Source organism: Fodinicola acaciae (genome assembly GCF_010993745.1).
GTDB lineage: Bacteria > Actinomycetota > Actinomycetes > Mycobacteriales > HKI-0501 > Fodinicola > Fodinicola acaciae.
In genome coordinates this window covers 2,344,107-2,368,123 of record NZ_WOTN01000001.1, presented here as the reverse complement: position 1 = coordinate 2,368,123, position 24,017 = coordinate 2,344,107, and the positions used below count along the sequence as shown (strand labels likewise).

Below are 24,017 nucleotides of genomic sequence, written 5' to 3'. Positions count from 1 at the left end.
CCGACAAGCTCGGTCGCCCAACTACGAATTTCGGATGTCGTCGCCTGATCCGGCGGACTTGGAGGGGCTTGAGGAGAAATTTGCAGTCGGAGCAGTCGAAGGCGGACTCGATGGGAGGTTTTCGCGCACGGTGACGACGCCGCCGAGCCAGATGCAGTGCAGGTCGCGAGGAGCAGTCTTCTGGCAGCCAGCGGGTACGTCGCGCCACTCGAAGCCGGCCGGCAAGATCATGAGCGAGCGGTGGCCGATCTGATAGTCGCCGGCGCAGGTCTTGCTACCCGTACAGGTGTAGCTGCCCCTGGCCTCGACCTGAGAACACGGTGTCGCAGGCGTGGCCGTGCCGCACTTGCCTGTCGGCCCTTCGTGGACGTCCGTGCCGTTGAGCCGAACGATCGGCGTCTCTTGCAGGGCCGTCATCGTCTCGCCGTGTGGACCGGACGTGCAGGACATCTTGGCCGCGTAGTCGGTGCGTGTGCTGCTCAGGGTGGTGCCAGTGTAGGCAGCCGTGACCTGGCCGTCGATGTTGCCATTGCAAGTCAGCGGGTCGCTGGCGGCTACGCCATTCGCGCCTACAGCGGTTGCTCGCCAGTCGCCGACGGCGGAGCGACGATCAACACCGCTGAGCGTTGCTCCTGTGGCTGGCTGTGTCGACGCTACGAGCAGAACCAACGCTGATGCGGCGAGGCTGATCCTGAGAGTCAAAAACATCCGCTTTGCTATCACAAGCGCACTATACGTGGTTTGAGGGGTGCTTAGAGGCGGCCTCGATGTGGGGTGATCCGAGCCGCGACGATGATCAATGCGACCAGTACGCCGAGACCAGCGATGCCGACGGTCACCCAAGCGGCGGTTTGACTGGTGGGTGGGCTCGCCGTCGGGTGCGGAGTTGATGCCGATATGCCTGGCGCTGGCGAGTGCGAGCCACTCGGTGCAGCGGATGGAGTCGCCGGCTGGCTCTGGGCGAGTGGGCCGGCCCACCGGCCGTATTGGCCGGCGGCCGTGCCGGCGCACGCCGATGCATATCGGTCGCAATAGGCGACGATCGACCTGGCCGACGTCGCAGCGAGAACGGCGTGTGCGATCGCGCGCGTGAGCGTACGTGCTGCGGCAGCATAGAGCGCATCCAGCTGGTTTGTCGCGGACGGCTGCGACGGCGACAGGCGATCGCCTTCGCCGGTCGACAAGGCGAAGACGGTGTCGCCGTCCACAAGGCTGTGCGCGGGCGTGATGGCCCTGGCAAGTCCGTCCTGTCCGGCGCTAGCGAGCCGTGCGGCGGCCGCTTTGTCCAGGGCCGCGTTGGTGGCGACGACAGCGATTGTCGTGTTGAGGGCCGGCGCGTTGCCGGCGGTCGCTGTCGTGAGGCATTCCCGCGCCGACGGCGTTCGTAGGCCGGCGAACTCTCCTGGCAGACCGGAGCGGACGCCGACGATCGAACAGTCTGAGGGATCTGTCGCCGAACCGGCCGCGTTCACGATCACGATGGCGCCGACAATGTCACCGCCGGGCAGGCGGACACTGGCTGTACCCAGGCCGCCTTTGATGCCGCCGGCCCGTGCTCCGGTTCCGGCGCCGGCGGTGCCGGAGACCACCGGCCCGGCGCCTGCGGCTGAGATCGCTCGTGTGCCGAACTCAGCTGTCGGTCGCGCTTCAAAGGATCCGCCACGGCCAAGATCGAAGATGACCGCCGCTGGCACGATGGGTACGACCTGCGCTGGCGACGGCCCGACACTTACGCCTTGGTGGTGCTGCTCCAGCCAGCTCATTACACCGCCAGCGGCGTCCAGTCCGTATGCGCTGCCGCCGGTCAGCATCACGGCGTTGACCGCCGAGTTGGCATTCAAGGGACTCAGCAGGTCGGTCTCTCGTGTGCCAGGCGCTCCGCCGCGCTGGTCGACGCCGCCGACGGCACCGCGAGCGGCGTGCACCACCGTTGTGCCGGTGAGATAGGCACCATCCGTCCGTTGGTAGGACCCGACGGTGATCCCTGGTACGTCGGTGATGGAGTTGTTGGCGCCGGCCCGCTCGGCCTCGGTGTCGGAGGTCGGATTCGGCCTCGAACCAGGGGCTGAGCTGATGCTGACCGAGGAGCTGGGGCTGGGGGTCGGCGCTGCCGCCAACCTGCCAGGCTCGGACGTGATGCCTGCGATGCCGACTGTGGTCGTTGCGGCGACCCAGACGGCGATCGTCGCTGCCGTGGCGCGGGTGATCCGCTTCGCGGCGACCTGCCTTCGAGTGCGTCCAGGTCGATTGGCCGCTTGCCCCGGCGCCATCGGTCCTCCCGGTGAGATGGACGATCTGCGTGACTGCCGAATCATGCCAAACCGGCGCGGTGCCGCACGGCAGGGTGCTGCGGAGTGTCCCTCGCCCACGGGCCTCGGATCAGCCGACGGTCGCTCGCGACTTCGGTGTGCGGCACCATGCGCGAAGAGCGCGCAGTGCGCCTGTCTCGTCGGATCCCGCCCAGGCGACGTATCCGTCGGGCCGGACCAACACATACCGGGCAGACACGTCGGCGGGCTCTGTCGTCCCGGCGACTGCGATCCGAACGTGGTCGGACCAGACCTCAGTGTGGCCGGCTGTTGCCGTCGAAGACACCAGCAGGACGAACTTGCCGTCGCGGAGTGCCTCGTAGAGGCGCTCGCCGCCATCGGTGGCTGCCAGCGTCACATCGGCGGCGCGGCGTCCGATGAGCGGATGTGAGCCGCGAGGAGCCGGATAGCGTACGGCGATCCCGGACACGCTGAGCCCAGCGCGGAGGTTGACCGCGGAGATGTTGCTGACCAGGGTCCCAGCGAGTGCTCGCGCAGCGCGTTGCCACCAACGGCTGGCCAAAGCCATCCGCAGGATCGCGCCGCTGGACCGCAACACCGCCTGTCCGGCCGGATGCCGCTCGGCCTGGTAGCTGTCGAGGAGGCTGTCCGGAGCGCATCCGTGTACGGCCGCGGCGAGCTTCCAGCTCAGGTTGGCGGCGTCCTGCAGGCCGGTGTTCATGCCTTGTCCACCGGCAGGGGAGTGGACGTGCGCGGCGTCGCCGGCGAGGAAGACCCGTCCAACGCGATAACGCGGCGCCTGGCGCTCGTCGCTGTGAAACCGGGACAGGAATCGTGGGTCGTGCATGCCGAAGTCGGTGCCGAGCGCCTCTCGCGTCATCGCCGCGACCTCACCGAGATCCACGGGCGCGGAGTCAGGCAGCTGGTGCCGTCGGTTCCAGGCCATCACTCGATACCAGCCGTCTCCGAACGGTGCGATGAAGGCGAACCCGTTCTTCGTCCCGTTGGCGGTCAGTACGGCCGGCGGCGTTTGCGTCAGTCGTACGTCCGCGAGCATCACGGACTGCACGGCGGACCGTCCCGGGAACGGGAGGCTCAACGCTTTGCGGACAGTGCTGCGTACGCCGTCGGTGCCGACGAGATAGCTGCCGCGGTATTGCGTCTCGAGCGCGGAGGCGCGGCCCGTCGGCCCATTGGCGTGCCGGCGAACGGTCACGTCGACGCCGGTCTCGTCCTGGTGAAGCGCCACGACCTCGGCGCCGCGCACGATCTGTGCGCCTGCCGCGACCGCGCGGCGCTCCAGCAGGCGCTCGACGTTGTACTGCGGGGTGACCAGGAGATACGGAAAGCGGCTGGGGAGCCGGTCCAAGTGCACGTCGAAACGGCTGAACAGGCGCACGGAGGACAGCTTTGTTCCCATGGCGATCAGCTCGTCAGCGAGACCGCGTGCATCGAGTAGTTCCAGCGAGCGCGCATGGACGGCGAATGCTCGGCTCAGGTTGGACTCGGCGCCGCGTCGCTCCAGAACGGTGGTGCGTACGCCTGCTGTTGCCAGATCGCCGGCCAAGAGCAGGCCCGCCGGACCTGCGCCGACGACGAGAACGTCGGCTTTTTGCTGCTGCGAGCGTGCGCGGGTCGGCTCTGCGGAGGAAGTGATGGCCATGTCCTCTCCTCGGGTCGTCGGGTGCCAACGAGTGTTGGCCAACGTCTGTTGGCAACGGTAGATCTGATTGACGAGCCACGTCAACAGTTGTTGGCCTACACTTGTTGGCATGGACTCGGGTAACAGCGCCGGCCGCCGGTCGGACGGCACGAGGGCGGCCATCCTGGCCGCTGCGCGGCAACGGTTCTCACTGGATGGCTACGAGCGGGCCACGATCCGGGCGATCGCCGCGGACGCCGGGATCGATCCGTCGATGGTGATGCGCTATTACGGCAGCAAGGAGAAGTTGTTCTACCTGGCGGCCGAGTTCGATCTCCGGCTGCCGGATCTGGCCTCCTCGCCGCCTGAGCAGTGGGGAGAGATCCTCGCGCGCCACATGGTCCTCCGGTGGGACGGCGACGAAACGCTGATGGCCCTCCTACGAGCGGCAGTCACCAACGAGGCTGTGGCCGAGAAGGCCCGGACGATCTTCGCTGGCCAGCTGGCGCCGCTGGTCAGGAGCGCGTACGGCGACGATGCCGCGGCCGCCAAGCGCGCCGGACTCGTCGCGACACAGGCGCTTGGCTTTGCGCTTTGCCGCTACATTCTCAGGTTCCCACCGGTGGTGGCGCTGACCGCGGACGAGGTCGCACAGTGGATCGGTCCGACCATCCAGCGCTATCTCCAGCCGACCGTGGAAGAGGAATGACGGGATGACGGCGGCCCTCGATGATCGCGGCGATCGTGTGGAGCTTCCAGCGCCACCGCGTCGTGTCGTGTCGCTCGTACCGTCCTTGACCGAGAGCATCGCGCGGAGCAACCACGACATCCTCATCGGCGCCACGGACTTCTGCGTGCATCCGGCAGGACTGGAGGTGCGGCGGATCGGCGGCAGCAAATATCCGCGCGTTCCCGACATCATCGGCTGCGCGCCGGATCTGGTGCTGGCCAACATGGAGGAGAACCGCAAGGAGGACGTCGACGCGTTGCGGACGGCTGGCATCGCGGTGTGGGTGACCAATCCACGGACTGTGATCGAGGCGATCGACTCGCTGCGCCGGCTGCTGGCGTTTTGTGGTCTCGGCACGCCGGATTGGCTGGCGATCGCAGATCGTTCGTGGATGACGAGTCCCAGGCGCGATAGACCGGTCCCGGTCGTCGTGCCGGTGTGGCGGCGACCGTGGGTCGTGCTCGGCGGCGATACGTTTGCCAGCGATCTTCTGGCTCGTCTGGGATACGTCAATGTGTTCGCCGACGAGCCGCAGCGCTATCCGCGGCCGACGCTAGCCGAGATCCAGACGTGCGGCGCCCGGCTGGTGGTCCTGCCCGACGAACCGTACGCCTTCACGGCGGACGACGGGCCGGAGTGCTTCCCGGATCAGGACTGCGCGCTGGTCGACGGTCGTACGTTGACCTGGTACGGCCCAACGTTGGCGACTGCGGCGGACGTGATCGGCCGGCAGCTGCAGGAGATGTTCCGCAGCAGCGGACCGCCCGGTCGGTCAGCGGACTAGAGTCGAAACCATGCCTGGATCGATTCTTGGAAACGTCGTCACACGCGTCGAGGACCCGGATCTGATCCAGGGCCGCGGCAGCTACGTCGACAACCTCCGCATCCACGGAGTGCTCCATCTGGCCTTCGTGCGGTCGCCGGTGCCGCACGCCACGATCGCGGCTATCGACGTGACCGAAGCGGCGAAAGCGTCTGGAGTCGTCGCGGTCTATACGGCGGCGGATCTGGACATCTCGCCGTTCCATCTCTTCTTCCCGGTGAACGAGGCGTGCAGCCGGCCGCCGCTGGCGGTCGGCAAGGTCCGGTTCGTTGGCGAACCTGTCGCCGTCGTGGTGGCCGAAACGAAGGCGGCGGCGGTCGACGCGACCGAGCTGGTCGACATCGACTACGACCTGCTGCCAGCGGTGATCGACCCCGAGCTCGCATTGGCTCCTGATGCTCCGCTGCAGTTCGACGATCTCGGCACCAACCTCGCTGCGGGAGAGCGGGACGCCGACGAGACCGACGTACTGGCCGACGCGGATGTCGTCGTACGTGCTCGCATCGACAACCAGCGCATGGCGGTCGTGCCAATGGAAGGAAACGCGATCGCGGTCGTCCCAGCCGGACACGCGCTCGCCGACGGGACCGCGCCGGCCGACGGCGACTTCGATCTGACGGTCTACGTATCGACCCAGATGCCGCACGCCTTCCAGGGACTGGTCAGCCGGATCTTCCCGGACCTGGCGCCGGACCGGTTGCGGGTGATCGCGCCGCACGTTGGCGGTGGATTTGGCGGCAAGGCAGGCGTGATCGCCGAGCACAGCGTGGCCATCGCGATCGCGCGCCGGCTGAGCCGTCCGGTCAAGTGGGTCGACACACGCTCGGAGAACCTCGTGTCGATGGCGCACGGTCGCGCGCAAATCCAGTACGTGGAGCTCGGACTCAAACGGGACGGCGCGATCACCGGCCTTCGCTGCCGGATGATCGGCGACGCTGGTGCGTACGGCGGATTCGGCGGCGCGCTCGCGATGCAAACGACGTACGCGATGGCGCAAGGCGTCTACGACATCCCGAAGATCTCGTACGCGGCGGCCGTGGCCCTGACCAACACCACGACGGTCGGCGCGTTCCGCGGCGCCGGCAGGCCAGAGGCCGCGGCCTTCCTGGAACGGCTGATGGACCTGGCCGCGGCCGAACTGGACATCGATCCGGTCGAGCTGCGGCGACGCAACCTCCTGCCGGCCGACAACTTCCCGTACACGACCGTGGTCGGCACGACGTACGACACCGGCGGCTACGAGATCCCGCTGGACGAGCTGCTGCGGGTGGCGGACTACGCGGAGCTGCGTGCCGAGCAGGCCAAGCGGCGCGAACGTGGCGACACCAGGCAGCTGGGAATCGGCGTCGCCGTGTACGTCGAGGTGACCAGCGGCGGAGGCGGTCAGGAGTATGGCTCGGTGACGGTCCACGACGACGGCTCGGCGACCATCTCGGTCGGCACGTCGGCGCACGGACAGGGCCACGCCACGTCCTTCTCGATGATCGTCGCGGACACGCTCGGCATCCCGCTGGAACGGATCAGCTTCGTCCAGTCCGACACCGCGCTCGTGCCGCGCGGTGGTGGCACCGGCGGATCGCGCTCGCTGCAGGTCGGTGGAAGCGCGGTGAACCAGGCCGCCGGAGCTGTCCTCGACCGAGCTCGCGAGCTTGCCGCGACGCTGCTGGAAGCCAACGCGGAGGACATCGAGGTCGTGGCGGCCGACGGCTCCACCGAAGCCGGCCTCGGCGTACGCGGCGTGCCAGGTGCGATGGTCAGCTGGCCCCAGCTCGCGCAGGCGGCAAGCGCCGACGGCGGACCACTGGCGGCGGCGTTGGACTTCAAGCAGGCCGATGGCACCTTCCCGTTCGGCGCGCACCTGGCCGTGGTGGAGGTCGACACGGAGACCGGACACGTGACGCCGGTCCGGCACGTCGCGGTCGACGACTGCGGTCGGATCCTCAACCCGTTGATCGTCCAGGGCCAGCAGCACGGCGGCATCGCGCAAGGCATCGCTCAGGCGCTGTGGGAGCAGTACGCGTACGACGAGGACGGCAATCCGCAGACAGGCACGCTGGTCGACTACACGATCCCGACCGCGGCCGACCTGCCGACCCTGGAGGCGGTGAACACCCAGACTCCGACGAGCCTGAACCCGCTCGGTGCCAAGGGGATCGGCGAGTCACCGACGGTCGGTTCCACGCCAGCGGTGCAGAACGCCGTCGTGGACGCGCTGTCCCACCTCGGAGTGCGGCACATCGACATGCCGTGCACCTCGCAGCGCGTGTGGACGGCGATCCGTGATGCGCGGGCCGGCACTTTGCCGGATCTCTGGCGCGAGCCGCCGGCGATCTTCGCCGAGCTGCCGGTCCGCGAGGGTGGCGCGGTCGGCGGCGAGGCGATCTGAGTCGCCGACCCCCGGGGATGTGCCGGCGCGGATCTGGTGTTATGCCGGAGACGAACTGGCGACACTCGCGCGACAGGAACTAGGAGAGAACGTGGGCCTGAAGGTCGGATACAAGGCGTCGGCGGAGCAGTTCGGTCCGCGCGACCTGGTGGAGTACGCCGTACGGGCCGAGGAGGTGGGCCTGGACAGCGTGGTGGTGTCCGACCACTTCCTGCCGTGGCGTCACGAAGGCGGACACGCGCCGTTCGCGCTTTCCTGGATGGCCGCGGTCGGCGAGCGGACCAATCGTGTACAGATCGGCACCAGCGTGCTGACGCCGACGTTTCGCTACAACCCGGCGGTGATCGCGCAGGCGTTCGCGACGATGGCGCTGCTGTACAACGACCGGGTGATGCTGGGCGTCGGCACCGGTGAGGCGCTGAACGAGATCGCGGTGTCCGGTCGAGACTGGCCGGAGTTCAAGGAAAGGTTCGCGCGGCTGCGGGAGGCCGTACGCCTCATCCGTGAGCTCTGGACCGAGGACGTCGTGAACTTCAAGGGCGACTACTACCAACTGGTCAACGCGCAGATCTATGACCGGCCGGAGAAGCCGGTGCCGATCTACATCGCGGCAGGTGGCCCGGTCGTCGCCAAATACGCGGGTCGCGCCGGCGACGGTGTCATTTGCACGTCCGGTAAAGGGATGGAGCTCTACACCGACAAGCTGATGCCGGCCGTCGCGGAAGGCGCCGCTGCCGCCGAGCGTGACTCCGTGGAGATCGACCGGATGATCGAGATCAAGATCTCCTACGACCGCGACCCCGCTGCCGCGCTGGAGAACACGCGGTTCTGGGCCCCACTGTCGCTGACCGCCGAGCAGAAGCACTCGGTCGACTCGGCGCAGGAGATGGAGCGGCTGGCCGACGAGCTGCCGATCGAGCAGGTCGCCAAGCGATGGATCGTGGCCTCCGATCCGGACGACGCGGTCGCGCAGATCAAGCCGTACGTCGATGCCGGACTGAACCATCTCGTGCTGCACGGCCCCGGCGCCGACCAGGAGCGGTTCCTGACCCAGTTCTCCGAAGACGTGCTGCCGAAGCTGCGCACTCTCCAGTAGGTCGTACGGCTCGGGTCACGTCTCCGCGGGGACGTGACCCGAGCGTCGTGCTCAGTCGAACGAGTGCACGTCGGTCGGGAACGCACCGGACCGTACGTCGTCGGCGTAATGGTTGACCGCGTCGGCGAGGATCGTCCGCAGGTCCGCGTACTGCTTGACGAACCGCGGCATCCGGCCGCCACGCATACCGGCCATGTCCTGCCACACCAGCACCTGCGCGTCGCAGTGCGGGCCGGCGCCGATTCCGACGGTCGGGATCCGCAGCTCGCCGGTGATCCGCTTGGCCACGTCGCTCGGGACCATCTCCAGGACCACCGCGAACGCGCCGGCCTCAGCGAGACAGATGGCGTCGCCGACCAACCGGTCGCCATCGGACCCGCGTCCCTGTACGCGATAGCCGCCGATCGTGTGCTCGTGCTGCGGCGTGAAGCCGATGTGCGCCATGACCGGGATGCCGGCGCCAGTCAGAGCCTCGACCTGTGGAGCGACCCGGCGGCCGCCTTCCAGCTTCACCGCCTGAGCACCGGCCTTCATGAACCGCACGGCGCTGGCCAGCGCCTGCTCCGCCGACGCCTCGAAGGACCCGAACGGCATGTCGGCCACGACGAGAGCCCTGCTGGTGCTCCGTACCACGGCTCGCACCAGCGGCAGCAGTTCGTCCATGGTCACCGGCAGCGTCGTCTCGTAGCCGTAGACGTTGTTGGCCGCGGAGTCGCCGACCAGCAACACCGGGATGCCCGCCTCGTCGAAGATGCCGGCGGTGTACTGGTCGTAGCTGGTGAGCATCGGCCAGCGCTCGCCACGCTCCTTGGCGGAGGTCAGGTCGCGTACGCGTACCCGCCTGCTGGTGATGCCGCCGTACAGGCCGGGCTCGGCCGGCGGGGTCGGGGGTCGGTTCGGTGTCATCGCAGCCTCCTGAGGTGCCTCGAAGCGCGGCCACTGCTGACGTGGACCCTGGTGATCCGACCAGTGGAGCCGCGTCCCCGGGTTGTCACCAGCGTGGCACGACCCGGTCACCGCTGCGCTGAGAAACACCTCACAGCGCCTGGGACTTCTCCCGGATCGCGTTGGTAGCCGGCGCCGGCTGGGCGTTGCCGACAGCCGCCACCGCGATGGCAGCGAGCCCGGCGACCGCGGCGAAGACATAGAAGCCCCATGGATAGGCGATGCCGGCGGTCAGCAGCGCGCCACCGATCAGCGGGCCGCAGATCGCGCCGACCCGGCCGACGCCGGCGGTCCAGCCGAGACCAGTTGCGCGCGCCTTGTCCGGGTAGGCCCGGGTGACGTACGCGTAGACCAGGACCTGCGCGCTGAAGACGAAGGCGCCGGCCAGGAACACCGCGACGTACAGGCCGACAGCCGGGATCCGAACGCTGAGCAGCGCGAGAAACAGCGCGCCGCCGACGAACCAGCCGATCGTGGAACGTCCGATGCCGACACGGTCGGCGACGAAGCCGGCGACCAGCAGACCGGCCACGCCACCGAAGTTGAGGGTCAGCAACAGTCCGAGCGCGGCTCCGAGCGGATAGCCGGCCTGCCGCATGATCTCCGGCAGCCAGGTGTTGAGTCCGTACACCAGGATCAGGCCCATGAACGAGGTGACCCAGAAGGCGATCGTCGGCCACAGCAGGCCACGCGAGAACAGCGTCGCGACCGCCGCCCTGATCGATGGCTTCGCGTCATCGGCGGTGACCGCGGTCGGCGAGTCCGGCAGATAGCGAAGCATCAGCGGTACGAGGACGAGGGCCGGAAGAGCGCCGAAGACGAACAGCGACCTCCATCCGAGGCTGTCGATGAACAGGATGCCGAGCAGCGCGGTGGCCATCGCGCCTACGTGGTAGCCGGTCATGATGACCGTCGTGGCACTGTTTGCGCGCCGAGTGCCGGCGTAGTGCTCGGCCGTGAGCGTGATCGACATCGGCAGACAGCCGCCGAGCCCGATGCCGGCGAGCAGCCGCAGCAGGCCGAAGATCATCACGGACGGCGCGAACGCGCAGAGCAGCGTGAAGAGCGAGAACGTGATGACGGAGAAGATCACCGCGCGGCGCCGGCCGATCCGCTCGGTGACCGTACCGATGACCATCGCGCCGATCGTCATGCCGACCAGACCGAGCGTGGAAATCAATGCACCACTGGCCGGGGTGAGACCCCAGACATGGCCGGCGAGCAGCACCGGCAAGACGCTGCCGAGGACGACAAGGTCAAACCCGTCCAGCAGGATCGCCGTCCAGCAGAGCGGCACGACCCGACCTCGGCGCGCACCTGTCCCGGACGATGACTCGGTGGTGCTCACGGCGCCTCCCAAGATCATGTTCGTATTGCGAACACTCATACGCATGGTGAACGAACCATAGCGACCGTGACCCGCCGATTGAAGAGTTCTGGGAGAAGAAACGTCTGCGCGTACGCATCGCGACGGCGCGTGGATGACACGTGGACAGTCAAGACGTAACGAACAGCCAGGAATCGTCAGGTGGCCCGACACCGCGTGCCGAAACCGGTCGATCAGCTCGCCAGCGGTGTCAGCCGTGCTCGCGCCAGCCGTTGGTGATCGGCAACCGGCGGTCGCGACCGAAGGCCTTGCCGGTGATCTTCGGTCCTGGTGCGGACTGCCGGCGCTTGTACTCGGCGAGGTCGACCATCCGTACGACCCGGTCCACGACGGTCGGGTCGTGACCGGCCGCCAGCAGGTCGCGGCGGGACATGTCGCCGTCGACGTAACCGGCGAGGATCGCGTCGAGTTGCTCGTACGGCGGCAGCGAGTCCTCGTCGACCTGGCCGGGCCGCAGCTCCGCGGACGGCGGTTTGGTGATGGCCGACTCGGGGATCGGCGGGGTCTCGCCACGCCGTTCCGCCTCGGCGTTGCGCCATCGCGCGATCCGCCAGACCGCGGTCTTCAGCACGTCCTTGATGGGGTTGAAGCCGCCGCAGGAGTCGCCGTAGAGCGTCGAATAGCCGACCGCCAGCTCGCTCTTGTTGCCGGTCGTCAGCACCAGGTGTCCGGCCGAGTTGGACAGGCCCATCAGGATGATCGCGCCGCGGATCCGAGCCTGCAGGTTTTCCTCGGCGAGTCCGCTGAATCCGAGCTCGGAGTTGATCGCCTCGACGAAGTTGGCGATCGGTACGACGCGGTAGTCCAGGCCGATCCGCTCGGCGAGGTCGGCCGCGTCGCTCTGCGAATGATCGGAGGAGTATTTGCTCGGCATCGACACGCCGACGACATTGTCGGCGCCGATCGCGTCGGCGGCGATCGCGGCGACCACACTGGAGTCGATGCCGCCAGACAGGCCGAGCACGACCGAGCGGAAGCCGTTCTTGCGGACGTAGTCGCGCAGCCCAAGGACAAGCGCCGACCACACCTCGCCATCCGCGGACAGCCGCTCAGCGATCCGCGCCGGCGCGGGCTCGGTCACGGCCGGCAGGTCCGGTACGTCCAGGCGCAGGCGCTCCACGGTCATTCCGGCCAGCACACCGTCGCGGTCGGAGAACGACGTCCCGACCTCGACGTCGGCGACCAACATCTCCGGCGCGAACTGGGTCGCGCGCGCGAGCACCGTGCCGTCGGCGTCGACCACCACCGAGTCGCCGTCGAATACGAGTTCATCCTGACCGCCCACGATGTTCACGTACGCGAGGGGAGCGCGCGCCTCGCGGGCCCGGCGCTGGCACAGCTCCAGCCGCTCGTCGCTCTTGGTCTGCTCGTACGGCGACGCGTTGATGCTGAGCACGAGGTTGACGCCGGCCTCCGCGGCGGCGGTGACCGGGCCGCCGGTGGCCCACATGTCCTCGCAGATCACGATCGCCACGTCGACTTCGCCATCGGCGAGGCCGAGCCGGACGACCGGCAGCCGGTCACCGGGGTTGAAGTAGCGGTCCTCGTCGAAGACGCCGTAGTTCGGCAGGTAGTGCTTGAAGTAGCGCGTGATGACCTTGCCGCCGTGCAGCAGCGCGGCGGCGTTGCGTGGGCCGCCGCCTGCACCGTCGTCGGGGCCACGGGTCAGCGGGCCGTCCAGGTCGTAGTAACCAGTGACGACGATCAGTGAACCGAGCCCTTCCTGGTCCAGCCGCTCGGCCAACCGCTCCAGCTCGGCCTGGCTGGCCGCCGCGAAGGAGTCGCGGTAGAGCAGGTCCTCGGCCGGATAGCCGGTGAGGGCCATCTCGCCGACCGCGACGATCGCGGCTCCGGCGCCGCGGGCCTCGCGCGCGGCGGCAAGGATGAGGTCGGCGTTGCCGGGGATGTCACCGACGACCGGGTCGATCTGGGCCATGGCCAAACGCAGCGTGAGCATGGCGCCATTGTCGCGTACGACGATCGCCGGAGGCCGCTGGTTGTGGCGCAGGTGACCTGGCTCCGTACGACCATCGCATCCTGGAGCCTCGGACAACCCCCGTAACGAGCCGGAAACACGGCGGCGGCAGACTGCACCCGAGGTGGCGGCAGCCGCTGGGCCGGTCACTGGACCGGTCACTATGGACACGATGCAGTCGTCAAGCAGTCGTCAACACGCGTTGTAGGGGGATAGATGGTGGACCGCCAGCAGGAGTTCGTGCTGCGGACCCTGGAAGAACGTGACATCCGGTTCGTCCGGCTGTGGTTCACCGACATTCTCGGCACGCTCAAGTCCGTGTCGGTGGCGCCGGCCGAGCTGGAAGCCGCGTTCGAGGAGGGCATCGGCTTCGACGGCTCGGCGATCGAGGGCTTCGCGCGCGTACACGAGTCGGACATGGTGGCGATGCCGGATCCGGGGACGTTCCAGGTCTTCCCGTTCGAAGGCGGCCTGCACGGCGAGAGCGCGCGGATGTTCTGCGACATCAAGATGCCGGACGGCTCACCGTCCTGGGCCGACCCTCGGCACGTGCTGCGCCGCGCGTTGGACCGCGCGGCAGAGAAGGGCTTCAGCTTCTACACGCACCCGGAGATCGAGTTCTATCTGATGCACGACATCCCCGAAGATGGCTCGCCGCCGGTCCCGGTGGACAGCGGCGGCTACTTCGACCACACCACCCACTCGTCCGCGCGTGACTTCCGGCGTCAGGCCGTGCTCGCGCTCGAGCGGATCGGCATCTCGGTGGAGTTCAGCCATCACGAGGTGGCACCGGGGCAGCAGGAGATCGACCTGCGGTACGCCGACGCGCTGGCGACCGCAGACAACGTGATGACCTTCCGCCACGTCGTGAAGGAGGTCGCGCTGTCCCAGGGGGTGCACGCGACCTTCATGCCGAAGCCGTTCTCCGACCAACCCGGCTCCGGCATGCACACGCACCTTTCGCTGTTCACCGGCGAGAACAACGCGTTCCACGATCCGGCCGACGGCATGAAGCTGTCGACGGTCGGGCGGCAGTTCATCGCCGGCCTGCTGGTGCACGCGCGCGAGTTCACCGCGGTGACCAACCAGTGGGTCAACTCGTACAAGCGGCTGTTCGGTGCGCCGCTGGACGGCCGGATCACCGAGTCGCCGGCGTACGTGTGCTGGGGTCACCTGAACCGGTCGGCGCTGGTCCGCGTGCCGGCGTACGGCAAAGCCAACTCGGCGCGCGTCGAGGTGCGGTCGATCGACTCCGCGTGCAACCCGTACCTGACCTTCGCCGTCCTGCTGGCGGCCGGTCTGCGCGGCATCGAGAAGGGCTACGAGCTGCCGGCCGGTGCCGAGGACGACGTGTCGGCCCTGACCGAGGCCGAGCGGCGGGCCCTCGGCTTCACCGATCTTCCGCACAACCTGTCGGAGGCCCTGCGGGCTATGGAGACCAGCGAGTTGGTCGCCGAGACGCTCGGTGAGCATGTCTTCGACTTCTTCCTGAAGAACAAGCGCGCCGAGTGGGAGGACTACCGCAGTCAGGTCACGCCGTACGAGCGGCGGCGCTACCTGCCGTCGCTGTAGCCGTCTTGCCGGCACGACCGAGGCCGCCCTCGCGTGAGTTTCTTCAGGGAACTCATCGTGACGGACATCTTCGGATGGTCGGGCGGACGTAGGGTTGGGTCGTGACGACGAGCCCCCTTCTGGTGGTCGAGAACGATCCGACCGATGGGCCGTGCCGGCTCGGTGACTGGCTGACCGGTGCTGGCCTGGAGCTGGATCTGGTGCGTCCGTACGCCGGCGAGCCACTGCCGGCCACGCTCGACGGGCACTCCGGGATGCTGGTGATGGGTGGCGCGCAGGACGCCTTCGCAGTCCCCGACCCGGCGACCAGGACGCAGTGGTTTCCGGAGCTGGCCGGGCTGATCCGGACGGCTCGGCAACACCGCCGGCCGGTGCTCGGCGTGTGTCTCGGCGGCCAGCTGGTCGCGCAGGCCTTCGGCGGCCGGGTGGCGCGCGCGGACAACGGCGGCGACATCGGCCCTCGACTGGTCGGCAAGCGTGATCGCGCGGAGAGCGACCCGCTGTTCGGGCCGATGCCGCTCGCGCCGGACGTGCTGCAGTTCCACGTCGACGAGGTCGTCGCACTTCCACCGGAGTCGCTGTTGCTGGCGGCGTCGCCGCGATGTGCCAACGAGGCGTTCCGGATCGGTGACCGGGTATGGGGATTGCAGTTCCACATCGAGTGCGACGCGGAGATGCTGGCCGCTTGGATCGCCGAGGTCCCCGATCTGGTCGCGGCACACGGATACGACCCGGACGAGCTGCTGGAACGCTTCGTCGCCGTGCTCGACGACGTGGAGGAGGCGTGGCGGCCGTTCGCCGAGCGGTTCGCCTCGGTGGTCCGCGGCGAGCTGCCGTCCGGCCGGCCGGGACTGCCGATCATCGGCGCCGGACACTAGGTCGCGGCCGTGACGCGTCCTCGCGGTGCCGTCCGGCTGACCCGGTACGGCCTGCTGCAGACCGACCGAGCAACCGACCTGCTCACCGGTGACCCGCTGTCGTTCTGGGACATCGACAAGGCGGCGCCGCTCGACGAGACCGCTGCCGGGATTCTCGCCGAGCTCGGTGCGGTCGGCGACCCCGATCTGGCGCTGCTGTCGCTGCACCGGCTGGCGGCCGCGGACCCCCAGGTCGTCTCGGAGTTGCGTGGCGACCGAGGGTTGCGTCGGCGCCTGCTCGGTGTGCTCGGAGCCTCGGCCGCGTTCGGCGACCTGCTCGCGGCGCGGCCGGAGCTGTGGCGAGAGCTGACTGATCCCGGCGCGTACGCGCACCGGCCGGATCACGGTGAGCTTCGCCAAGCGTTGCTCGCGGCTGTCGGTGCGAAGGACGGCGAGTCGATCCGGAACGGCTGCGCGATGGCCGGCGTGACGGGACCAGCCGCAGTGCTCGCGTTGCGCCAGGAATACCAGCGACGACTGCTCTGCCTAGCAGCGCGGGACATCACCGGCGCGTCCGGATTGGACGTTGTGACCGCAGAGCTCGCAGATCTCGCCGACGCTCTCCTTCAGGCGGCGCTAGCCGTCGCGACCGCGACCCTGGCACCTGGCCGGCCGGAGGCCCGCATGGCGGTGATCGCGATGGGGAAGTGCGGCGGACGCGAGCTCAATTACGTCAGTGACGTCGACGTCCTGTTCGTGGCGGAGCCGGTCGATGCCGACACCGACCCCGCCGCGGCTCTGCGGACGGCCACGACACTGGCCAGCAGCATGATGCGGATCTGTCAGCAGGCGGCCTGGCCGGTGGACGCGGCGTTGCGACCGGAAGGCAAGGACGGGCCGCTCGTACGGACGCTCGCCAGTCATCGTGCGTACTACGAGAAGTGGGCTCGCACCTGGGAGTTCCAGGCGCTCATCAAAGCGCGGCCGGCGGCGGGGGATCTCGCGCTGGGGCGCGAGTGGTGGGACATGGTGTCGCCGTTGGTCTGGCGTGCCGCCGATGCTGACGGGGTGGTCGCCGACGTACGCGCGATGCGACGCAAGGTGCTCGACCACCTGCCGCCGGGCGACGCGGCGAAGGAGGTCAAGCTCGGTCCGGGCGGTTTGCGGGACATCGAGTTCGCCGTCCAGCTCCTGCAGCTGGTGCACGGCCGGTCGGATCCGGAGATCCGCAGTGGCAACACGTTGGAGGCTTTGGCCAAGCTGCGCGACGGTGGTTACGTGGGGCTGGCCGACGGTGCCGCGCTCGGGGACGCGTATCGGTTCCTGCGGACCGTGGAGCATCGCCTGCAACTGCAGCGGCTACGGCGTACGCACCGCATCCCGGACGATTCGGACGGAGTCCGCTGGCTGGCGCGGACGCTCGGGATCACCGGTTCGGCGGAGAAGGGGCCGGTCGAAGCGTTCCTGGACCAGTGGGCCCAGGTCGCGCGGCAGGTGCGACGGCTGCACGAGAAGCTGTTCTATCGACCGCTGCTGGAGGCGGTGGCGCGCGTGCCGTCGGAGGCCTACCGGCTCAGTCCGGACGCGGCCCGCAGCCGGCTGGGGGTGCTCGGGTTCGCCGACCCGGCCAGCGCGTTGCGTCATGTCGAGGCGCTGACCAGCGGTGTCAGCCGCACGGCGGCGATCCAGCGGACGCTGTTGCCGGCGATGCTCTACACCTTCGCGGATTCGCCGAATCCCGACGCCGGCCTGCTGGCCTATCGCAAGGTGTCCGAACTGCTCGGCCGTACGCCGTGGTACCTGCGGCTGCTGCGCGACAGCGGTCCGGTGGCGGAGCGTACGGCGCAGTTGCTCGGCGCCAGCCGCTATGTGGCCGACCTGCTGTCCCGCGATCCGGAGGCGCTGCAACTGCTCGCCGACGATGCCGAGCTGGCGCCACGTGGCCTGGACACCTTGCTGACGGCGATGCTCGCGGCGGCGGACCGGTCCACCGAGCCGGTCGCGGCGGTGACCGCCGTACGGACCTTACGGCGGCGCGAGCTTCTGCGGATCGCCTGCGCCGACCTCCTGCAGCTGCTCGACGTACGCGAGGTCGGACAGGCGTTGTCCGATGTGGCCGACGCCGTCCTGGAGGCGACGCTGCGCGCGGCGATCCGTGGCGTGACGACGGAGCGCGGCGCGCCCCCGCCGGTACGCGTGGCGATCGTGGCGCTCGGCCGGCTCGGTGGTCAGGAGATCGGGTACGCGTCGGACGCGGATGTGCTGTTCGTGCACGAGCCGGTCGGAGGTGCAGGCGACGCTGAGGCGGCTGCGGCGGCCATCGCGGTCGCCGAGCGTGTGCAGCGGCTGCTGGCCGCACGGTCGGTGGACCCGCCGCTCACCGTCGACGCGGGACTGCGGCCGGAGGGCCGGCAGGGGCCGCTGTCGCGCAGCCTCGCTTCGTACGAGGCATACTACCGGCGCTGGTCGAGCGTCTGGGAGGCTCAGGCGCTGCTACGTGCGCGAGTCGCCGCCGGAGACCCGGAGATCGGCGAGCGCTTGCTCTGGATCGCCGACGATCTGCGCTATCCGGAGAACGGCCTGGATCCGGCCGGGGTGACCGAGATCCGCCGGCTCAAGGCACGTGTTGATTCCGAGCGCCTGCCGCGTGGCGCGGATCCGGCGCTGCACACGAAGCTCGGCCGGGGTGGTCTCGGCGATGTGGAGTGGACCATCCAGCTCGTACAGATGCAGCACGCGCGGCAGGTGCCGGCGCCCGGCCTGCGCTCGACGAGCACACTCGACGCGCTCGAGGCGGCGGCCGAGGCCGGACTCATCTCCCGCCACTGCGCCGCGGACATGGTGGAGGCGTGGAAACTCGCCAGCCGTGTCCGGAACGCGCTCATGCTGGTCCGCGGACGGCCGTCGGACCAGTTGCCGCGGTACGGCGCGGACCTCGCCGGTGTCGCCTGGGTGATCGAGCGCGAGACGGAGGATCCGCAGGCGTTCGTCGACAGGTATCTGCGGACGGCGAGACATGCGCGCCGCGCCGTCGAGGACATCTTCGGCGCCTGAAGACTTCCCGTGGAGCCTTAATGGACTGCGGTCCGGTCCTTGGATCATGGTGTGACCGCGTAGTAGTTCTCGTAGACCGACCGCGCACGGGTCTGCGCCTGTTCCCAGTCGACGGGCTGTGCCATGAACCGCGCAGGACTCAGCGACCGGACGTACGGCGACGGGTCGGGTCCCATGCTCTCCAGGACGTGCTCTGCCAGTCCGGCGGATCCGGAGACTCCGTGGGCGTTGCAGGCCGCGGCCATCACGAATCCGCGGATCCCCGGCACCGGCCCGACGACGAACCGACCGTCCGGCGCGAAGGCCGGCCAACCACGGAACACCGCTGAGGGTCGCACTCCGTCGGCGCTGGCGACGACGGACGCCAGGTCGCTCGCGAATCTGGCCAGTACGTCCCAGTCGGGATCGACCGGCATAGCATCCGCGCGAACGATCGAACGCGGATCGCGGCTCACCGCGGCGGCCTCCCAACCACCGCACAGCACCGCAGAGCCTTCGGCGCGGACGTACAACCGCAGGTCCGGGATCCGGAGCACCGGCAGGCCGGCGGACCAGCCGGCGACCGGAGTACTCACGAAATACTCGTGGCGCACGGGGACGATCGGCAGTTCCGCGCCGGCCATCGCGGCGATCGCGGCGGCCCACGGTCCGGCCGCGTCGACGACCAGCTCCGTGTGCACGTCGCCGGCGTCCGTCCGGAGGCCATCGATGGCGCCGGCGCGTACGGACAGACCAGTGACGGTCACGCGCGGATGGAACGTCACGCCGAGGTCCCGCGCAGCGCGCGAGTACGCCGTCGTGAGACTGTGCGGCTGGAGGTAGCCGTCGGTCGGACACCACAGAGCGGCCCGTACGGTGCCGGTGTCGATGAGCGGGAACCGGTCGCGCAGCTCTTCCGGCGTGAGAAACGCTGTCTCGAGGCCGGCGGATTCGGCGATCGTGGCCATCCGGCGGAACTCGGCGACCCGCTCGTCGGTCAGCGCGATCCGGATGCTGCCGGTCTGCCGCCAGTCCGGTGGATAGCCGGTCTCGGCCTCGAGCCGCGAGAACAGCCGTACGGAGGCCATCGCCAGCCGCGTGCGCTCGACGGTGGACCGCACCTGGCCGACCAGTCCCGCGGCCTGCGCGGTGGTCGCCTCGGCCACGTCGCGTGCGTCGACGACCTGAACGTCCCGCCAGCCGTCCCGCGCCAGGTGGTACGCGACCGCGCACCCCACTGCACCGGCGCCGATGATCGTCGTCGCGGCGTCCCGGATCATCGGCTAGCTCGCCGGTCGTACGCGCTCGCCGGACGGGTCGAACAACGGCTCCGCGACGACCTCGCCATCGACCGTCTCACCGAAGATCTCCACCGTCACCGGCGTCCCCGGCTTCGCGACGTCGGTCGGCAGGTATGCGTAGGCGATCGACGTGCCGATCGTGTAGCCGAAGCCGCCAGACGTGACCCTGCCGACCACCTCGTCTCCGACGCTGACCGGTTCGTTGCCGAGCGCGATCGCGAGTGGGTCGGCGAGCGTGATGCACCGCAGATGCTCGCTGACGCCTCGTTCGCGAGCCTCCAGCAAGGCCTCGCGGCCGAGGAAACCGCCAGCCTTGTCCAGCTTGACGCAAAAGCCGAGTCCGGCGTCGTACGGCGTACGCGCCGGACCGATGTCGGCACCCCACACGCGATAGCCCTTCTCCAGCCGCAGGCTGTCGATCGCCCGGTATCCGCCGGCGACCAGTCCGTGAGGCTGACCGGCCGTCCACAGTGTCCGCCAGAGCGTGGCGCCGTACTCGCTCGGGCAGTAGAGCTCCCAGCCGAGCTCTCCGACGAACGTCACGCGGAGCGCGCGCACGGGGACGGCACCGACCGAGATCTCGCGCATCGTCATGAACGGAAAGGCAACTTCGCCGAGATCCGCCGGCGTCAGGCTCGCCAGGATCATCCGTGAGGCGGGACCCCACAGCGCGAAGCAGGCCCACTGGCTGGTCACGTCCGCGACGCGCACGGACGGATCCCGTCGCGCGTGCCGGCGGATCCAGTCGCCGTCGTGAGTGCCGAAGGCGGTGCCGGTGACGACCCAGAACTCCTCCGGACCGAGCCGCGTCACCGTGAAGTCGCATTCGATGCCGCCGCGTTGGTTCAGCGCCTGCGTGTACGTGATCCTGCCGACGTCGCGCGCCACGTCGTTGTCGCACAGCCAGCTCATCAGCTTGGCGGCACCCGGTCCGGTCACCTCCAGCTTCGCGAAGGACGACTCGTCGAACAGACCGGCGCGCTCTCTGGTGGCGCGGTGCTCGGCGCCGATGGCTGGCGACCAGTGCTGTCCGGCCCAGCCGCGCGGCCGCCGGCCCTCGTCGCCGGCCGCGGCATTCGACTCGTAATAGTTCACCCGCTCCCAGCCGGCCTTCTCACCGAAGAAGGCGCCGTGGTCGACATGCCACGGATACGCGGGGGAGACCCGCAACGGTCGGCCGGCGCTCCGCTCGTGGTGCGGATAGCGGATGTCGTAGTACGTCTCGTAGTTCTCCAGGACCCGGGCCAGCGTGTACGACGGCGACGCGTAGTGCCGGCCGAACCGGCGGATGTCCATGTGCCACACGTCGTACGACGGCTCGCCGTCCACGATCCACTCGGCCATCACGCGGCCGATGCCGCCGGCACCGGCGATGCCGTGCGCGCAGAATCCTGCCGCCACGAAGAAGCCGCCGACCTCGGTCTCGCCGAGGCAGAACTCGTTGTCGGGAGTGAACGCCTCCGGACCGTTGATGAAGGTGCGTACGCCGACGTCGGCGAGCACCGGCACGCGCTGCTGCGCGTTGTCCATGATCTCCTCGAACCGCGGCCAGTCCTCGGCGAGCAGCCGGCCGTTGAAGTCCGCCGGCACCGCGTCCAGGCCACGCTCGTCCAGCGCGAACGGCTTCGCGTTCCGCTCGTAGCCACCCATGATCAACCCGTCCACCTCCTCGCGGAAGTAGATGAGATGGTCCGGGTCGCGCAGCGTCGGCAGCGGCGTGCCGGTGCGCTCGCGGAAGGCGTCGGTCACCAAATACTGGTGCGACATCGGCACGACCGGGATCCGTACGCCGGCCATCCGCGCGATCTCCGCGGCGAACATGCCACCGCAGTCCACGACGATCTCCGCGGCGATGTCTCCGCGGTCGGTACGGACCGTCCTCACGCGCTGGTCCGCGGTCTCGATCCCGAGAACCCGTGTCCTGGTGAAGACGCGGACACCGCCGGCACGCGCGCCGGCGATCAGCGAGTACGTCAGCTGCGACGGGTCGATGTAGCCGTCGGTCGGCAGATACGCGGCGCCGACGACGCCGGCCGTGTCCATGAGCGGAAACAGGTCCTTGGCCTCGGCGACCGAGATCTCCTCCAGCGGCAGGCCGAACGTCCGGGCCCAGCCCACCTGCCGGCGGATCTCGGCCATCCGCTCGGCGGTCGCCGCCAGCTTGATCCCGCCGCACTCGACGAAGCCGGGCGGATGCACGGTCCGTTGCAGCTCGCGGTAGAGCTCGACGGAGTACATGTTCATCCGGGTCAGCGTCGGGTCGGCGCGCAGCTGCCCGATCAGCCCGGCCGAGTGAAACGTCGATCCGCTGGTCAGCTCATCGCGGTCGAGGACGACGACGTCGCGCTCACCCAGCTTCGCCAGGTGGTACGCGACGCTGGCGCCGCCGACACCGCCGCCGATCACGACGATCCGAGCGGCGGACGGGACGGACTGGTCTTCCGGCACGCGGGAAACCCCTTCTCTGCGGTCAGTCTTCGACGGTCGCCGGCACCGCGCCGGCCGCACGATGGTCGGACAGCACGCCGGACTCGCGGCGACGCTGTACGGCGGCGTAATAGATCGCGCCGACAGCGAGGATCCCGGCGACGAACAGCACGCCACCCCAGGCGAACCAGCCCTCGCCATAGATCTGCGTCCGCGGCCAGACCAGGTTCACCGCCATCACCAGGCCGTACGCGACGGCGAAGACGTTGACGGCGAGGCCGAACCGGCCGAGGTTGAACAACCCGGTGCCGCGGTCTTCCGGCCAGCCGCGCAGCCGCCGGCGCAGCAGCGGAGCGGTGACGAGCAGGTAGGCGATGTAGACCGTGATGATCGCCACGCTGGTGACCAGCGTGAAGACCTGCGCGTTGCCGATGTTGACCAGCAGGATCAGCGCGGCGACCAGACCGACGACGACCGCCGGCGCCACCGGGGACTTGCGATGCGCGGACACGTGCGCCAGCCGCGCCGAGAACGGCAGGTTGTCGTCCCTGGCCATCGAGAACATGATGCGGATGCTGGCCGTGTGGATCGCCAGAGTGCAGACCGAGATCGCGATCGCGACGTCCACGAGCAGCAGCTTGGCGACGAGCGGGCCGAGCGCGGACTCGAGGACGAGCGGCAGGCCGCCTTTCTGGAGCGCGGCGACGTCCAGCGTCGGCGCCGCCATCAGCGCGAACAGCAGCAGCAGCGCACCGGCGATCCCGGCGGCGCCAAGCGCGTTGAGGATCGCTCGCGGTACGCGCCGGCGGGGGTCACGGGTCTCCTCGGCCAGCGACGAGGCGGTGTCGAAGCCGAACATGACGTACGCCGGCATGATCACCGCGACGACGAACGCGGCGCCGTAGCCGAAAATGCCGTAGCCAGGCAGGTCGACGCCAGCGTTCTGCGTGTGCAGCACAACGTCCGGCCCGCGTCGCGCGGCGAACAGCAACAGCACGATGATCGCCACCGCGCCGACCAGCTCGACGAAGACGCCGACGTTGTTGACGATCGAGATGACGCGTACGCCGAGGATGTTGATGACGGTCGTGGCGACCAGCAGGCAGCAGCCGAGGAACACCGCGTTGACGGCGTTGTCGGAGAAGACCTGGAAACCGGACCAGATCGGCGGCAGCACGATCTGCAGCGCGATCGACACCGCGGCGACCGTCACGATGGAGCCGACCAGCATCGCCCACCCTGCGGTCCACGCACCGGCCCGTCCGGCCAACTGCTTGGACCACTGATAGACCGAGCCGGCGATCGGGAAGCGCGCACCGAGCTCGGCGAAGCACAACGCCACCGCGAACTGGCCGGCGAGTACGAACAGCCACGTCCAGAACAGCCCCGGCCCGCCGAAGCCATAGCCGAATCCGAACAGCTGGAACATCCCGGTGAGAATCGAGATGTAGCTGAATCCGGCGGCGAACGAGGAGAAGCTGCCGAGCGTACGCGACAGCCGCTGGTGATAGCCGAAGCCGGCCAGGTCGCTGCTGTCGCGGTCGGCTCTCGGTGTGTCCGGCATGCTCGCCTC

At 69.1% G+C, this 24,017-nt stretch carries 15 protein-coding genes and 1 pseudogene; 7 read left to right on the top strand and 9 right to left on the bottom strand.

The window, feature by feature from the left end:
- Positions 1-21 precede the first annotated feature (21 nt).
- The 3 genes and pseudogenes from GNX95_RS10990 to GNX95_RS10980 form a co-directional block, all read right to left on the bottom strand.
- Positions 22-723, bottom strand: coding sequence for a hypothetical protein (locus tag GNX95_RS10990; protein WP_163506985.1), 702 nt, complete (start codon positions 721-723; stop codon positions 22-24).
- A 302-nt stretch (positions 724-1,025) separates the two neighbouring features.
- Positions 1,026-2,000, bottom strand: a pseudogene (locus GNX95_RS44250) (P1 family peptidase); the annotation flags it as partial.
- 379 nt (positions 2,001-2,379) lie between these two features.
- Complete coding sequence (locus tag GNX95_RS10980) at positions 2,380-3,933, bottom strand: FAD-dependent monooxygenase (protein ID WP_163506983.1); 1,554 nt, start codon at positions 3,931-3,933, stop codon at positions 2,380-2,382.
- A gap of 109 nt (positions 3,934-4,042) precedes the next feature.
- Here GNX95_RS10980 and GNX95_RS10975 point away from each other — a divergent pair, with 109 nt between their 5' ends.
- From GNX95_RS10975 to fgd, 4 genes are all read left to right on the top strand, one after another.
- Positions 4,043-4,621 (top strand): TetR/AcrR family transcriptional regulator, encoded by a 579-nt coding sequence (locus GNX95_RS10975; protein WP_163506982.1) that lies wholly within the window; start codon positions 4,043-4,045, stop codon positions 4,619-4,621.
- Positions 4,622-4,625: 4 nt separating this feature from the next.
- Positions 4,626-5,426: a helical backbone metal receptor gene (locus GNX95_RS10970; protein WP_163506981.1), complete on the top strand. Its 801-nt coding sequence runs from the start codon at positions 4,626-4,628 to the stop codon at positions 5,424-5,426.
- A 10-nt stretch (positions 5,427-5,436) separates the two neighbouring features.
- Positions 5,437-7,851, top strand: a complete 2,415-nt coding sequence (locus tag GNX95_RS10965) for a xanthine dehydrogenase family protein molybdopterin-binding subunit (RefSeq protein ID WP_163506980.1) — start codon at positions 5,437-5,439, stop codon at positions 7,849-7,851.
- 91 nt (positions 7,852-7,942) lie between these two features.
- Positions 7,943-8,947, top strand: coding sequence for a glucose-6-phosphate dehydrogenase (coenzyme-F420) (gene fgd / locus GNX95_RS10960; RefSeq protein ID WP_163506979.1), 1,005 nt, complete (start codon positions 7,943-7,945; stop codon positions 8,945-8,947).
- Between the two features lie 51 nt (positions 8,948-8,998).
- On the opposite strand, the gene panB is transcribed toward fgd, so the two are convergent.
- From panB to GNX95_RS10945, 3 genes are all read right to left on the bottom strand, one after another.
- Entirely contained in the window at positions 8,999-9,853 is an 855-nt protein-coding gene (gene panB, locus GNX95_RS10955; RefSeq protein WP_163506978.1) for a 3-methyl-2-oxobutanoate hydroxymethyltransferase, read from the bottom strand.
- Positions 9,854-9,983: 130 nt separating this feature from the next.
- Complete coding sequence (locus GNX95_RS10950; protein ID WP_246281569.1) at positions 9,984-11,240, bottom strand: MFS transporter; 1,257 nt, start codon at positions 11,238-11,240, stop codon at positions 9,984-9,986.
- A gap of 229 nt (positions 11,241-11,469) precedes the next feature.
- Positions 11,470-13,236 carry an NAD+ synthase gene (locus tag GNX95_RS10945; RefSeq protein ID WP_163506976.1) on the bottom strand — a complete coding sequence of 589 codons (1,767 nt, stop codon included), beginning with the start codon at positions 13,234-13,236 and terminating at the stop codon, positions 11,470-11,472.
- Between the two features lie 237 nt (positions 13,237-13,473).
- Between GNX95_RS10945 and GNX95_RS10940 the strand changes: the two genes are divergently transcribed.
- The 3 genes from GNX95_RS10940 (at position 13,474) to GNX95_RS10930 (ending at position 18,737) form a co-directional block, all read left to right on the top strand.
- The gene (locus tag GNX95_RS10940; RefSeq protein ID WP_163507987.1) at positions 13,474-14,826 is read left to right on the top strand and encodes a glutamine synthetase family protein; all 1,353 of its coding nucleotides are present in this window, start codon (positions 13,474-13,476) and stop codon (positions 14,824-14,826) included.
- Between the two features lie 101 nt (positions 14,827-14,927).
- Complete coding sequence (locus GNX95_RS10935; RefSeq protein WP_163506975.1) at positions 14,928-15,704, top strand: type 1 glutamine amidotransferase; 777 nt, start codon at positions 14,928-14,930, stop codon at positions 15,702-15,704.
- A gap of 9 nt (positions 15,705-15,713) precedes the next feature.
- Positions 15,714-18,737 (top strand): bifunctional [glutamine synthetase] adenylyltransferase/[glutamine synthetase]-adenylyl-L-tyrosine phosphorylase, encoded by a 3,024-nt coding sequence (locus tag GNX95_RS10930; RefSeq protein ID WP_163506974.1) that lies wholly within the window; start codon positions 15,714-15,716, stop codon positions 18,735-18,737.
- A gap of 44 nt (positions 18,738-18,781) precedes the next feature.
- Here GNX95_RS10930 and GNX95_RS10925 read toward each other — a convergent pair whose 3' ends face one another.
- Genes GNX95_RS10925 through GNX95_RS10915 form a run of 3 tightly spaced genes read right to left on the bottom strand, consistent with a single transcriptional unit; the run spans position 18,782 to position 24,008 of the window.
- On the bottom strand, positions 18,782-19,996 hold the full coding sequence (locus GNX95_RS10925) for an NAD(P)/FAD-dependent oxidoreductase (RefSeq protein ID WP_163506973.1): 1,215 nt from the start codon (positions 19,994-19,996) through the stop codon (positions 18,782-18,784).
- Positions 19,997-19,999: 3 nt separating this feature from the next.
- Positions 20,000-22,465: a GcvT family protein gene (locus GNX95_RS10920; protein WP_163506972.1), complete on the bottom strand. Its 2,466-nt coding sequence runs from the start codon at positions 22,463-22,465 to the stop codon at positions 20,000-20,002.
- Positions 22,466-22,487: 22 nt separating this feature from the next.
- Complete coding sequence (locus GNX95_RS10915) at positions 22,488-24,008, bottom strand: amino acid permease (RefSeq protein ID WP_163506971.1); 1,521 nt, start codon at positions 24,006-24,008, stop codon at positions 22,488-22,490.
- Positions 24,009-24,017 lie beyond the last annotated feature (9 nt).